At 31.1% G+C, this 14,000-nt stretch carries 12 protein-coding genes; 7 read left to right on the top strand and 5 right to left on the bottom strand.

The genetic code is table 11. The annotated features are described in order from the left end of the window. Window positions 1–20 precede the first annotated feature (20 nt). Window positions 21–1,220: a pyridoxal phosphate-dependent aminotransferase gene (locus AC5YF9_RS05580; protein WP_415303700.1), complete on the top strand. Its 1,200-nt coding sequence runs from the start codon at window positions 21–23 to the stop codon at window positions 1,218–1,220. Here AC5YF9_RS05580 and AC5YF9_RS05575 read toward each other — a convergent pair. Beyond that, the gene (locus tag AC5YF9_RS05575; protein WP_496169865.1) at window positions 1,213–2,934 is read right to left on the bottom strand and encodes an ABCB family ABC transporter ATP-binding protein/permease; all 1,722 of its coding nucleotides are present in this window, start codon (window positions 2,932–2,934) and stop codon (window positions 1,213–1,215) included. The two genes, AC5YF9_RS05580 and AC5YF9_RS05575, sit on opposite strands and share 8 nt — an antisense overlap. A 151-nt stretch (window positions 2,935–3,085) precedes the next feature. Here AC5YF9_RS05575 and AC5YF9_RS05570 point away from each other — a divergent pair, with 151 nt between their 5' ends. Together AC5YF9_RS05570 and AC5YF9_RS05565 are read left to right on the top strand one after the other, a co-directional pair. Then, window positions 3,086–3,535 (top strand): YtoQ family protein, encoded by a 450-nt coding sequence (locus AC5YF9_RS05570; protein WP_271483063.1) that lies wholly within the window; start codon window positions 3,086–3,088, stop codon window positions 3,533–3,535. Next, window positions 3,535–4,188 carry an NAD(P)H-binding protein gene (locus tag AC5YF9_RS05565; protein ID WP_415303698.1) on the top strand — a complete coding sequence of 218 codons (654 nt, stop codon included), beginning with the start codon at window positions 3,535–3,537 and terminating at the stop codon, window positions 4,186–4,188. Before AC5YF9_RS05570 ends, AC5YF9_RS05565 begins: the two co-directional genes overlap by 1 nt. 5 nt (window positions 4,189–4,193) lie before the next feature. Here the strand turns inward: AC5YF9_RS05565 and AC5YF9_RS05560 are convergent, their stop codons facing one another. Further along, entirely contained in the window at window positions 4,194–5,213 is a 1,020-nt protein-coding gene (locus AC5YF9_RS05560) for an NAD-dependent epimerase/dehydratase family protein (RefSeq protein WP_415303697.1), read from the bottom strand. Window positions 5,214–5,358: 145 nt separating this feature from the next. On the opposite strand from AC5YF9_RS05560, the gene AC5YF9_RS05555 reads away from it, so the two are divergent. After that, window positions 5,359–5,697 carry a winged helix-turn-helix transcriptional regulator gene (locus AC5YF9_RS05555; protein WP_415303696.1) on the top strand — a complete coding sequence of 113 codons (339 nt, stop codon included), beginning with the start codon at window positions 5,359–5,361 and terminating at the stop codon, window positions 5,695–5,697. Between the two features lies 1 nt (window position 5,698). Here the strand turns inward: AC5YF9_RS05555 and trxB are convergent, their stop codons facing one another. Next, window positions 5,699–6,643, bottom strand: a complete 945-nt coding sequence (trxB, locus tag AC5YF9_RS05550) for a thioredoxin-disulfide reductase (protein WP_415303695.1) — start codon at window positions 6,641–6,643, stop codon at window positions 5,699–5,701. A gap of 21 nt (window positions 6,644–6,664) precedes the next feature. On the opposite strand from trxB, the gene AC5YF9_RS05545 reads away from it, so the two are divergent. The 3 genes from AC5YF9_RS05545 (at window position 6,665) to AC5YF9_RS05535 (ending at window position 9,503) form a co-directional block, all read left to right on the top strand. Next, on the top strand, window positions 6,665–7,609 hold the full coding sequence (locus AC5YF9_RS05545) for a mitochondrial fission ELM1 family protein (RefSeq protein ID WP_415303694.1): 945 nt from the start codon (window positions 6,665–6,667) through the stop codon (window positions 7,607–7,609). After that, window positions 7,609–8,271, top strand: coding sequence for a hypothetical protein (locus AC5YF9_RS05540; protein WP_415303693.1), 663 nt, complete (start codon window positions 7,609–7,611; stop codon window positions 8,269–8,271). The genes AC5YF9_RS05545 and AC5YF9_RS05540 overlap by 1 nt, the downstream gene beginning before the upstream one ends. Window positions 8,272–8,447: 176 nt before the next feature. Then, window positions 8,448–9,503, top strand: coding sequence for a D-alanine--D-alanine ligase family protein (locus AC5YF9_RS05535; RefSeq protein ID WP_415303692.1), 1,056 nt, complete (start codon window positions 8,448–8,450; stop codon window positions 9,501–9,503). On the opposite strand, the gene carB is transcribed toward AC5YF9_RS05535, so the two are convergent. Together carB and carA are read right to left on the bottom strand one after the other, a co-directional pair. Continuing rightward, entirely contained in the window at window positions 9,500–12,724 is a 3,225-nt protein-coding gene (gene carB, locus AC5YF9_RS05530; protein ID WP_415303691.1) for a carbamoyl-phosphate synthase large subunit, read from the bottom strand. The genes AC5YF9_RS05535 and carB overlap by 4 nt on opposite strands. Beyond that, window positions 12,702–13,898 (bottom strand): glutamine-hydrolyzing carbamoyl-phosphate synthase small subunit, encoded by a 1,197-nt coding sequence (gene carA, locus AC5YF9_RS05525; RefSeq protein WP_415303690.1) that lies wholly within the window; start codon window positions 13,896–13,898, stop codon window positions 12,702–12,704. The genes carB and carA overlap by 23 nt, the downstream gene beginning before the upstream one ends. Window positions 13,899–14,000: the final 102 nt, after the last annotated feature.

Below are 14,000 nucleotides of genomic sequence, written 5' to 3'. Positions count from 1 at the left end.
TAGAATAAAAATATATTTCAATGAGCATTATATCAGACAGTCTAAAAAAGATTAAACCATCGCCAACTATTGCTGTAACTCAAAAGGCAAGAGAGTTAAAAGCTGCTGGAAAAGATGTAATAGGACTTGGGGCAGGTGAGCCTGACTTTGATACACCAGATAATATCAAACAAGCGGCTATAAAAGCCATTAATGACGGTGATACCAAATATACAGCCGTTGATGGAACCGCTGCCTTAAAAGATGCCATTGTTAAAAAATTTAAAAGAGAAAACAATTTAGACTACACAACTGATCAAATCACAGTTGGTGCTGGTGGAAAACATGTAATTTATAATGCCATGATGGCAACCCTAAATGAAGGGGATGAGGTTATAGTTCCCGCGCCTTATTGGGTTTCTTATCCTGACATGGTTTTATTAGCTGGTGGAACTCCAATTATTTTAGAGTGTAATGAAAAACAAGGATTTAAAATTAATCCAGCTGAATTAGAAAAATCTATAACACCAAAAACAAAGTGGATAATATTAAATTCACCATCAAATCCAACAGGTGCTTGTTATACTGAAGGTGATATTAAAGAAATCGCAGATGTTTTAACAAAACATCCTCACGTGCATATTTTAAGTGATGATATTTATGAGCACGTAACATACGAAGGTTTTAAATTTTTTACTATTGCACAAATTGATAGCTTGAAAGAAAGAGTTCTTACAATGAACGGTGTAAGTAAAGCTTACTCAATGACTGGCTGGAGAATAGGGTATGCGGCTGGTCCTAAAGAAATTATTAAAGCAATTGCTAAAATACAATCGCAATCAACAACAAATCCATCTTCAATTAGTCAAGCTGCAGCTGTTGAGGCTTTAAACGGAACTCAAGATTTTATAAAAGAAAGAGCAACTTCATTTCAAGAGAGAAGAAACTTTGTTGTTAAAGCATTAAATGAAATAGACGGAATTGAATGTTTAAATCCAGATGGGGCATTTTATGTTTTTCCAAGCTGCAAAGGGTTAATTGGAAAAAAAGATACAAGTGGCAAAGAACTTAAAACAGATACTGATTTTGTTCAGTCTTTATTAGAAAATAGTGGTGTAGCAGTTGTTCAGGGCTCTGCTTTTGGTTTAGAAGGTTTTTTTAGAATATCTTATGCAACTTCTATGGAAAATCTTAAAAAAGCTTTAGAAAAAATATCTTCTTTTTGCAAAAGTCTTAGCTAGGTTTTTGCTTTCCCCACATCTCAAAATATTTACCTTTTTTTAACAATAAACTCTCATGCGTCCCTTGTTCGATAATAGAACCCTGATCAAGAACAATAATATTATCAGCATTTGCAGCTGTAGATAGTCGGTGAGCAATTATTAAAGTTGTTTTACCTTTAGAGACATTTTCTAGATTTTTTTGAATTTCTTTTTCTGTACTAGTATCTAATGCAGATGTTGCTTCATCAAAGAAAAATATTTTAGGATTTTTTAGAATAGTTCTTGCAATAGCAACTCTCTGTTTCTCACCACCAGATAATTTCAACCCTCTTTCTCCTACAATTGTTTCATAACCATCTGGTAAAATAGTTATAAAATCATGTATATCTGCATTTTGGGCAGCACTAATAACCTCTTCTTTAGTAGCACCAGTATTACCATAAGCTATATTATAATAAATTGTGTCATTAAATAAGACAGTGTCTTGTGGAACTACACCAATAATTTTTCTTAAAGAGTTTTGAGAAATTTTATTTACATTTGTATTGTTAATAAAAATATTTCCCTCTTTTGGATCATAAAACTTGAATAACAGTCTACTTATTGTTGATTTACCAGCACCAGTTGGTCCTACGATGGCTACTTTTTTTCCATTAGGAACAGTAAATGAAATATTTTTAATGATAGTTCTTCTTATATCGTAATCAAAACTAATGTTTTCAAATCTAATTTCTGCATCGTTACTTTGAGGTATATCCTCAAGATCATCATTTGTTGTTGGGGCAACCTCTAATAAGCTAAACATGTTTTCCATATCAGTCAGTGCTTGCCTAATTTCTCTATAAACAGAACCCAACCAATTCAATGGCTGATATAATTGGAGCATGTAGGCATTAATTACAACAAACCCACCAATATTAATCTCTCCACTTTTGATCCCATAAACTGACATCACCAACATAATAGTAATACCCACCATTATGATAAATGTTTGGGCTATGTTTAATAGTGAAAGAGAATGTCTACTTTGATTTGCTGCTAACTCATATTCTTCTAATGATTGATCAAGTCTATTAGCTTCAAAGGCTTCATTGTTAAAATATTTAACTGTCTCAAAGTTCAATAAACTATCAATCATCTTAGTGCTAACATCGTTATCAGCTTGGTTCATTCTTTTTCTAAATATATTTCTCCATTCAGTAATCTTAAAAGTTAAGAAAGAATAAAGGCCAATAGTTACAAGTGTTACAACAGCATACCATGGGCCATATAGATAAAATAAAATCCCAGAAACTAAGAACACTTCAAAGAAAGTAGGAGCAATATTAAACAAGACATATCTTAGGAGAAAATCTATTCCTTTAGTTCCTCTGTCTATATATTTTGCTAGTGCACCCGTTTGTCTATTTAAATGAAATTGTAAAGACAGATTGTGAAGATGTTGAAACATTGTCAAAGATATTTGTCTAATAGAATGCTGGGAAACTTTTGAAAATAAGGCGTCTCTAATTTCAACAAATGTGAAAGCAATAACTCTTGTAACACCATAGCCAACTACTAAAGCTATTGGTACCAGCATAAATAAATTAATGCCTGAACTTAATTCTGTCAGAGAGTTTACCGCACTACCCAATACTAAAGGAGTGCTAACACTTGCTATTTTTGCTAAAACTAAAGCAACAACTGCAAAACTAACTCGTATCCTTAAATCTTTTCTTTTTTTAGGCCACAAATAAGGAAGCAACAGTTTAAAAGTCTTAATGTATTTACCCTTTTTCACAATCTAGATATAACTGATTAGTAAAAATTTGTTACAAGCAAATTAGACTTTATAATGAATTAAAAAATGATATTTAAACTAAAAAAGCAATAAGGAGACATAAATGTTAAGTGTATATTTAGCAGGTGAAATTCACAGTAATTGGCGAGAGGAAATTATTCAACTTTGTGAAAAGGAGAAGTTAGATGTTAAATTCACATCTCCCATCACTGATCATGAGGCATCTGACAATTGTGGTGTAGAAATCTTAGGTGCTGAAGAAAAAAATTTTTGGAAAGATAGAAAAGGCGCTAATATTAATTCCATTCGAACCAAAAAATCTATTCAAGATTGTGATGTAATTATTGTTAAGTTTGGTGAGAAATTTAAGCAATGGAATGCAGCATTTGATGCGGGATATGCTACGGCACTTAATAAATCTATGATTGTTATTCATAACGATGATCATCAACATGCTCTTAAAGAAGTGGATGGCTCTGCTGCTGCTGTTGCTTCAGATCAAAAACAAGCTTTTCGTATATTGAAATATATATTGGAAGGTTCCTTAAAGTAATGAAAACTGCTTTGTTATTTGGCTCATCCGGCTTAGTTGGAGGGCATCTTCTTAATCAATTAATTAAGGATATTAATTATTCTAAAATAAAATTATTTGTTCGTTCAGTTCCTGAAATTAGTGATCCAAAAGTAGAGATTATTAAGACTGATTTTAGTAATTTAAAAAATAACAAAGAAGATATCAAAGGAGATGATTGTTTCGTTTGTATTGGTACAACAAAAAAAAATTCACCTGATAAAGATGAATATAAAAGAGTTGAACTTGATATTCCTAAAGAAGTTGCAAAAATTGCAAAATCAAATTTGGTTAACTCATTTATTTTTGTCTCTGCATTATATGCAAACCCCAAGAGTTCGGGAGACTATGTAAGATTCAAAGGACTGGTTGAAGAAGAATTAAAAGAACTTAATTTTCCAAAACTTGGAATAATGAGACCATCTTTTTTAATAGGTAATAGAAAAGAAAAGAGAGCAAGTGAAACAATAGGTATTTTTGTATTTAAGTTACTTTCTCCATTACTTTTAGGTCCTTTAAAGAAAATGAAACCTATTCATTCCGAAACAGTTGCAAGAGCAATGATAGCTGTTATTCAAAATGATATTCAGCAAACTATTTTTGAGTCTAACGAGATATCAGAAATAAGTAGTTAGTATTTTTAAACTAATCCAAGTCTAATTACTGAGTTCCCAGCATCTATAATGCTATCTTTTGCAGGTTTAAATTTCATACCCAATAAATCTTCAGAATATGAAGTATTAGTCTGCATTAAAATGCCAAGATCAGGCAACATAATCTTTACAGAAGAATCTAAGTAACCGATCAATTTAACCATAAAATTTGGCATTTCCTTTTTTGGAAGTTTTTTTGCATACTTTGGAAATGCTTCAGCCATAATTTTAGAAACTTCGAGCATTTTTTTTACTTCTGAACCAATAATTAAACGTCTTCCATTAACCTTAGGATTTTTTATAGATAAAACATGCGCTCTTGCTACATCTTTAACATCAGAAATTAATATTCCAAAATTTGGAGCCATAGGATATTTTCCTTTAAGGAAAAGTTCAACATAACTAGTTGAGGTATTTGTTTTTTTATCTAAAGCATCACCAAAAACTCCTCCTGGATTAATTACAGTTAATTTGTCTTTTAACCCTTTGCTTTCCATTAATTCCCATGCAGCTTGTTCAGCTTTTGTCTTTGATGTAGTGTAGTCATTTGATCCACTCCAATCAGTATCTGACCAATCACTTTCCCCAAAATTATATGGGTTTGTTCTGTTAGGTTTTTTAAACATAGCTACTATTGATGAAGTAAGAATTATTTTTTCAACATTAGCTTCTATACCAGCATTTAAAACTCTTAACGCCCCACCTTTAGCAGCTGGAACTAAAGCTTCTCTATTTCTTGAACTTTTCATAGGGTAGGGAGACGCAGTATGTATAATATATTTACAATCTTTAGCAGCCTCAACCCAACCATCATCTTTTAATAAGTCCAATTCAACAAATGATAATTTATCTGTTGAAACATATTCGCTTAGAGTTTTCTTTGTTTTATCTAATGAGTTTTGGCTTCTAACAGTTCCTAAAACTTCATATCCAGAATTTAATAATTCAATTGCTATATGTTTTGCAATCCAGCCGCTTATTCCAGTTAATAATACTTTATTTGTCATTTTGTTGTTCCTTTTTAATTAAATTTTTGTTTTGATACATATGGACATAAATAATCTTTTATCAACTAATTATAAACTTACTAGTCACTTCAAAGTTACTTAAATCATGACTGGTCATTTTTTGTTATTAGTTTAAAAAAGAGATATGGAAAAAATTAATCAAAAACAATCATGTCCTTTTTCAAACGTTATGGAATTATTAGGAGGAAAATGGAAAATTTTTATTATTGCAAGAATCTATGAAAATAAGAAAATAAGATTTAATGAGCTTAAAAAAATAGTAACTAATATCAGTTCCCAAGTTTTGGCAAGAAAACTTGATGAAATGAGAAAAGATGGTTTGGTTGTTAAAATTATTAATAAATCTCAAAACGTAGAATATAAATTAAGTGAATTTGGAAATTCAGCAATACCAATAATATCTGCTTTAAAAAAATGGAGCTTAGGTAGGAAAAAAGAAATTTCTAAAATAGTAAATATTTAAGTTAGTGAGATAAGAATTTTTCAGCTTCAAGTGCAGCCATACAGCCCATACCAGCAGCTGTAACTGCTTGTCTGAAAGTCTTGTCTTTAACGTCACCTGCAGCATAAACACCAGGGATATTAGTTTCTGTTAAATCTGGTTTAGTTAATAAATAACCTTCTTTATCCATATCTAATTGACCTTTAAAAAGAGCCGTTGCTGGATCATGACCAATTGCAATGAATAAGCCATCTATTTTCATTTCTTCAATTTTATTAGTTTTTAAATTTTTAACTTTAATCGCTGTAACATTTTTAGGTTCACTATCACCAATAACTTCTTCAACAGCACTATCCCAAATTATTTCAATTTTTTTATTTTCCATTAATTTCTTCTGAAGTAATTTTTCTGCTCTTAAAGTATCTCGTCTATGAATTAATTTTACCTTCGATGCAAATTTTGTAAGAAACATTGCCTCTTCTACTGCTGCATTTCCACCACCAACAACTGCCACAACTTTTTCTTTAAAGAAAAAACCATCACATGTTGCACACGCTGAAACACCAAAGCCTCTATATGCTTGTTCTGATTCTATATTTAACCATCTTGCCTGAGCACCTGTAGAAATAATTATGCTATCTGCAGTATATTTTTGTCCACTATCACCAACTGCTTCAAAGGGTGTAGATTTTAAATTTACTGATCCGATATGATCTTCAATCATTTCTGTACCAACTGCTTTTGCTTGGTCTCGCATTTGATCCATTAACCATGGACCTTGAATTACATCTGAAAAACCCGGGTAATTTTCCACGTCTGTTGTTGTAGTTAATTGTCCACCTGGTTCAGAGCCGTATACTAAAACAGGGCTTAGCATTGCTCGAGCAGCATACACAGCAGCTGTATAGCCAGCCGGACCTGACCCTATTATTAACACTTTTGTGTGTTTTGTTGGATTTTCACTCATGCAGAAGTTATATAAGGATAAATGACAAAATTAAAAGGGATATTATTGACTGAGGGTATGCATGGCATGATTAGTCAAGTAGAGGGTTTAGCTAAAGCTTTAGATATAGATTTTACACACCACAAGGTTGAACTAAATCATTTATGGAAATTAATTCCACCAAATCTTAGCCCTGTTTCACAGATCGTGTTTAAAAAAATTGATCATGATGATTTTGATGTGATTATCTCCTGCGGACGAAAAAGTGTTATTCCATCAATTCATTTAAAAAAAACATCAAATAAAAAAGTATTTAATATCCATATTCAAGATCCAAAAGTAGATTTAACTCATTTTGATTTTATTGTAGCTCCAGAACATGACGCAATAGAAGGGTCGAATGTCATTACTACAAAAGGAGCGATTCATTATCTTACAGAAAATGAGATAAGTGAAAATAAAGATTATCTAAATTCATTTATTAAAAAAGACGAAAGAAAAATTTGGACCTTAATAATGGGTGGTCCCACCAAGTATTATGATTATTCAACTAAAAATATGAAACATATTTTTACAGCATTATATAAATTGTTAAAAAAACATGACTTTCAACTTGTGGTAATTCCCTCAATGAGAACACCAATAAATACTATTCATTATGCAAAAGAATTTTTTGGTGAAAATCACACAATAATAATGGATGTTGATAAAAAAGCTTATCTATCAGCCCTAGCAATTTCTGAAAATATTATAGTTACATGTGACTCTAGTTCTATGATTTCAGAAGCAGCCTTGACTGGTAAACCAATCTATATAGCTAGTATTTTGCCTAAAAAAAATGACAAAAGATTTCAAAGATTTAGAAATTTATTTAGAGAATTAAATATAACTAGAAATTTAGGAGAAGTGGTTGAAAATTGGTCCTATCCAAAACTTGATGAAACTAATAGAGTAGCAAATATTATTAAACAAAAAATTAATTCTTAATGTCATTCTTAAATTCAATTAAAAATCAGACAAAAAAATATGAATTTCCTTTTGATCACTGGGAATACAATAATGCTCTATCAGATGGGGCCATTGAGGAAATTATTAAAGCTGATATTCCAGATGTAAGTAAGCACAATCTTAATTATGATGGAACCAGAGCAATTGATGGTGGTGCTGCAGAGTTTAGAGAGGGAATAGCATCAGGCGGAGAGGCTATAAAATTTAGATGCTTTGTAACAAATGAAAATGAAAAACAATTTCCAAACCTGGTAGAATTTATTAAAGAACTTCAATCCAAGGAAGTTCATGGAACTATTTCAAAAATGATCGATAGAGATTTATCGAACTCTTATGTTAGAGTTGAGGTTATTTGTGATAGGGAGGGGTTTTGGTTAAAGCCTCATTGTGATATTAAAGAAAAACTGATGTCAGGGTTAATATTTGTAAATAATTCTAATGAATCTGAAGAGCTTGGAACAGATTTTTATAATGAAAAATTAGAAAAGGTTAAAACAGTTCCTTACAAAAATAACTACGGATATATGTTTACAAGTGGCCCAAACACTTGGCATGGTATGGAAAAAAAGAAAATAGTTAAAGAAAGACGCTGTTTACAAGTTAATTACGTCTCTTTTCCGACGGATTGGAAAGTTAAGTAGTATTAAATTTGTAGAGACTTGTATCTATCACCATCGATAGGGCGTACACTTAGTTTTTTTAGATACTGCCAGATAATTTTACACTTCATTACTTAGGCAATAATTTTTTAGAAAACAACTTTATTAGAATAGCTCATCATTCATGCTTTTTGTGTGGGTTATGTGTTGGATTTATTATGATTATAAAAGACATAGTTAAACAAGGAATACCAGAAATAGGTAATATTTTACCTTTAAAAAAAAATAATATTATTCCAATAAAAATTAGTAAGACTATAGAAATAGTCATAGTTCCTAATTTGGGTGAGATAAATTCACATCAAGATAACGTTGGAATCATTATAGAAGAAAAAAATGTTCTAAGGATTTTATCTAAACGATATAAAAATGTTTTAATTACTGAAATTAATTCAGAAGAAGATCTTGAAGCCCTGGTTAAAAGAAAGCCTGATTTAGTATTCTCTGGTGTTAAGTATTTCTTTTTTAATAATAGAAAAATATGGCTAAATGATTATTTAGAGATGTTTGAAATTCCATATATCGCCTCAAGTAAAGCAGCCCTTGATAATGAAAGTGATAAAAATAGAGCAAAGAAGATTATGCAAAAAAATAATATTAGAACTGCAGATTTTTTTATAACAAACCCTGGTGAATACTTAAAAGAATCTTCAATACCAATAAAATTTCCCCTTTTTATAAAACCAGTAACTGGTGGAGACAGTAGAGGTGTAGATAAAAATTCAATTGTATTTAATTTTGAAGATTTTACATCAAAAGTATTAGATATTAAAATAAAACAAAACTCACCTTCTTTAGTTGAAACATATTTAGCAGGAAAAGAATATAGTGTGGGTATTTTTGAAGATAGCATTGATGGAACTTTAAGAGCTATGCCAATTGAAATTATCGTAAAAGAAAATGTAGATGGTCATTGTATTCTTGATTTTAATGTTAAAAAAAATGATGAAGAGAGTGTAATTCTTGTTTCTGATATTGTAGTTTTTGACAAACTTTCTAGATTAGCAAAAGATTCCTTTAAAGCTTTAGGTGGAAAATCTTTAGGTAGAATAGATATTAAAATGGATCACTTAGGTGTTCCTCATTTTATAGAAGCAAATTTAATGCCAGGTCTTCGAAAAGGTTATTTCTATAGATCGTGTGTTTTAAACCTTGATATGAGTTACGAAGATATGATTTTTAGTATTGCAAATACTGGCTTGTCTTCACATTAGATATCTTGAAGTGCAGTTACTGTGATCTCTTTTGTTTTTAAAGATCTAATCCCCATTAAGCAAGCTTGAGCAGTAGACATGTTCGTACAATAAGGAACTTTGTTACCTAGTGTTGCTCTTCTTAGAGCCATTGCATCATGCAGACGATGCTCACTATTTCCACCACCTGTATTAATAACTAAAGCAATTTTTTTAGAATTTAGTACATCAACAATGTGAGGTGATCCTCCACTAACTTTGTTTATTGTTTTGCATTTTATTCCATGTTTACGAATGTAATCTGCAGTTCCACCCGTAGCACACAAAGTAAAATTTAATTTTATTAATTGTTTTGCTAAATCTACACCTTCATCTTTATGACCATCTTTGAGAGAGATAAATGCTAAACCTTTTGTTGGTAATGAGTTTGAAGCAGCAATTTGGCTTTTTGCATAAGCCATACCAAAATCTTTATCAAATCCCATAACTTCACCTGTTGATTTCATCTCAGGCCCCAATAATAGGTCACTATTTGGGAATTTATTGAAAGGAAATACAGCTTCTTTAACTGCAAACAAGTTTTTATTTTTACCTTTTAAATTAAATTTAGATAATTTTTCACCAGCCATTACTCTTGAGGCAATTTTTGCAAGAGGTAATCCTTTGGCCTTAGATACAAAAGGAACTGTTCTGCTTGCTCTTGGATTTACTTCGATTACATAAATTTCATCATTCTTAATAGCAAATTGAATATTCATAAAACCTTTAACATTTAAAGCTAAAGCCAATTTTTTTGTCTGAACTTCTATTTCAGTTATCAGCTTTGGTTTAATAGATATTGGAGGTAAAGAACATGCAGAATCTCCAGAGTGAATACCCGCTTCCTCAATGTGTTGCATGATACCCGCAACAAATACTTCTTTGCCATCAGATATCGCATCAACATCTACTTCCATAGCGTGACTAATAAACTTATCTATTAATATTGGATTATCCTCTGCAGCTTTAAATGCTTCTTCTACAAAGTTTTTTAATTGGCTTTTCTCATGAACAATTTCCATCGCTCTTCCACCTAACACATAAGAAGGCCTTACCATTAATGGCAGACCAATTTTTTCAGCAATTTGAATGGCTTGCTTGTAAGTTTTGGCAATACCACTCTCTGCTTGTTTTAATTTTAATCTATCAAGTAATTTTCTAAATCTATCTCTGTCCTCAGCTAAATCTATAGAGGTGTACTGCGTACCTAAAATTGGAAGCTTGTTATCATGTAAAAATTTAGCAAGTCTTATAGGAGTTTGTCCACCAAACTGAGCAATAATCCCCACAAGGTTTCCTTTTTGCTGTTCTTTTTTAATAATATTATAAACATACTCTTCTTTAAGAGGTTCAAAATAAAGTCTATCACTTGTATCGTAGTCTGTTGAAACTGTTTCAGGATTACAGTTAATCATTATAGTTTCAAAACCACTATCTTTAAGAGCATAACTTGCTTGGCAACAACAATAATCAAACTCAATTCCTTGGCCTATACGATTTGGTCCACCCCCTAAAATTATGATTTTTTTTCTTGAAGAAGGTTCTGCTTCACACTCTGAATTCAAAGCAAAATTTCTTTGGTATGTTGAGTACATATAAGGTGTGAAAGATTTAAACTCAGCAGCACAAGTATCTACTTTTTTGTAAACTGGTAACACTTTTAAAGCAGTTCTTTTTTTTCTAACAAGGTTTTCAGGAATTTTGGTAATTTCAGATAATTTTTTATCAGAAAAACCTATTGATTTAATTCTATTAAATTCATTGTAGTCTTTAGGGAGACCTTTTTTTTGAATTTTATTTTCCTCATCAACAATTTCTTTTATTTGTTCTAAGAACCAAGGGTCTATTTTGCAAAGCTGGTGAATTCTTTTAATATTCATTTTTTTTCTAAACGCTTCAGCAACTAATAATATTCTGTTTGGAATATTTTTTTTCAATTCTTTCTCTATTTCTTTTTTGTTAAGTGAAAAAATTCGATCTAAGCCTGAAAAGCCAATTTCAAGAGAAACCAATGCTTTTTGCAGAGATTCTTTAAAGTTTCTACCAATTGCCATCGCTTCACCAACTGATTTCATTGAAGTTCCAAGAATTGCCTCAGAAGTAGAGAATTTTTCAAAGGTAAACCTTGGTATTTTGGTTACCACATAATCAATACTAGGCTCAAAGGAGGCAGGTGTTGTTTTGGTAATTTCATTTTTTAACTCATCAAGTGTGTAGCCAACAGCTAGTTTTGCTGCAACTTTTGCAATTGGAAACCCTGTTGCTTTAGATGCAAGTGCCGAAGACCTAGAAACTCTTGGGTTCATTTCAATGATAACCATTCTGCCATCTTTAGGATTGATTGCAAATTGAACATTTGATCCACCCGTTTCTACTCCAATTTTTCTAAGACAAGCAATTGAGGCATTTCTCATAACTTGGTATTCTTTATCTGTAAGTGTTAGGGCGGGTGCAACTGTAATTGAATCTCCAGTGTGAATTCCCATTGGGTCTATGTTTTCAATAGAACAAATAATAATACAATTGTCTTTTTTATCTCTGACAACTTCCATTTCAAATTCTTTCCAACCCTCAAGGCATTCTTCAATTAAAATTTGGCTAACAGGGGATTCGTGTAAACCATCTTTAACTATTTTTAGATATTCTTTTTCAGTTTTGGCAATTCCTCCACCCAAACCACCCAAAGTAAATGCAGGTCTAATTATTGCAGGTAATCCAATTTGTCTTAAAGCTTTTGCAGCATCTTTAATATGATTTACTACCTTAGATTTTGGTAAGTCCAATCCAATATCTAACATATTTTTTCTAAATTTTTTTCTGTCTTCTGCATTAGAGATTGCCTTAGAATTTGCACCAATTAACTCAATCTTATATTTTTTAAGAATTCCTTTTTTCTCTGCTTCCATTGCTAAATTCAAAGCAGTTTGGCCACCCATTGTTGGTAAAATTGCATCTGGTTTTTCTTTTTTTAGAATTTTCTCTAATACTTCTAAAGTTATAGGCTCAATATAAGTTTTATCTGCAACCCCAGGATCTGTCATGATAGTTGCAGGATTAGAGTTAATTAAAATAACTTTATAACCCTCATCTTTAAGGGCTTTACAGGCTTGTGTACCTGAGTAGTCAAACTCACATGCTTGACCTATGATAATTGGTCCAGCACCAACGACTAGTATAGTTTTAAGATCTTTTCTTTTTGGCATTTTTTTTTATGTTGTTAATAAATTCTTCAAATAAGTAAACACTATCTTGTGGACCAGGGTTTGATTCAGGGTGATATTGAACAGAAAAAACAGGTTTATTTTTTAATCTAATTCCCTCAATGCAATTATCAAATAAAGATTTATGGGTTACTTCAATATTTTTTGGTAATGTTGCCCTTACAATTTCAAAGCCATGGTTTTGACTGGTAATTTCGACATTATCTTTAATTAAGTTTTTAACTGGATGATTAGCACCTCTATGACCAAGTTTCATTTTTTTGGTTTTTGCACCAAGCGCTAAGGCTAGAATTTGATGACCAAGACAAATACCAAAAATAGGTAAATTATTTTTGATTAATTCTTTAATGATTTCAATTGCATATTTTCCAGTTGCCGCAGGATCGCCAGGACCATTAGATAGAAAAATACCATTTGGATTTAATTTTAGTATGTCATTTGCATTGGTTTTACACGAGACTACAGTTACTTTGCAGTTAAGGTTTGAAAAGTATCTTAAAATATTTTTTTTAATTCCATAATCAATTGCCACAACATGAAAAGAGTTTTTTTTATTTTTTGAATAGCCAGTTTCTTTTTTCCAAGTTTTAAAACCAGGCCATATATAATTTTTTTTTGTTGTAACTTGCTCTGCTAAATCTAGATTTTTTAGTCCACTCCATTTAATGGTAACATTAACCAATTTATTGATATTAAAATTACCCTTCTTAGAAAAAGAAATAGTTCCTTTGGGTGCGCCTTTATCTCTAATAGAGTTAGTTAAACTTCTAGTGTCTAGACCTGTGATCCCTACAATTTTATTTTTTTTTAACCATAAATCTAAGTTAATTAAAGATCTATAATTTGACGGACTTGTTATTTCTGAATTAAAAATTACACCTTTAGTCCAAACCTTGTCAGATTCTAAATCATTTTTATTAGCCCCAACATTACCTATGTGAGGAAATGTAAAGTTGATTATTTGTCCAGCATAAGAGGGGTCCGAAATAATTTCCTGATATCCTGTTAGCGAAGTATTGAAACACACCTCACCAGTAGCCACCCCTTGATATCCAATGCCTACACCTTTAAAGATAGTCTTATCTTCAAGAACTAAAATACCTGTGGGAATCTGTGAGATTTTGTGTGAGCTAATTTTTTTTGCTTTTTTGATCAATTACAACTCATGAGTTAAAGGTTAATACAATAAAAGCTTAATTATCGCAACACAGATGTATTATAAAATTATAAAAAAACAATTTTTCTTTTGAAGAATTTT

The sequence above is a fragment of the Candidatus Pelagibacter sp. uisw_098 genome, from assembly GCF_059512505.1.
This window is presented reverse-complemented; position numbering and strand designations above follow the sequence as displayed.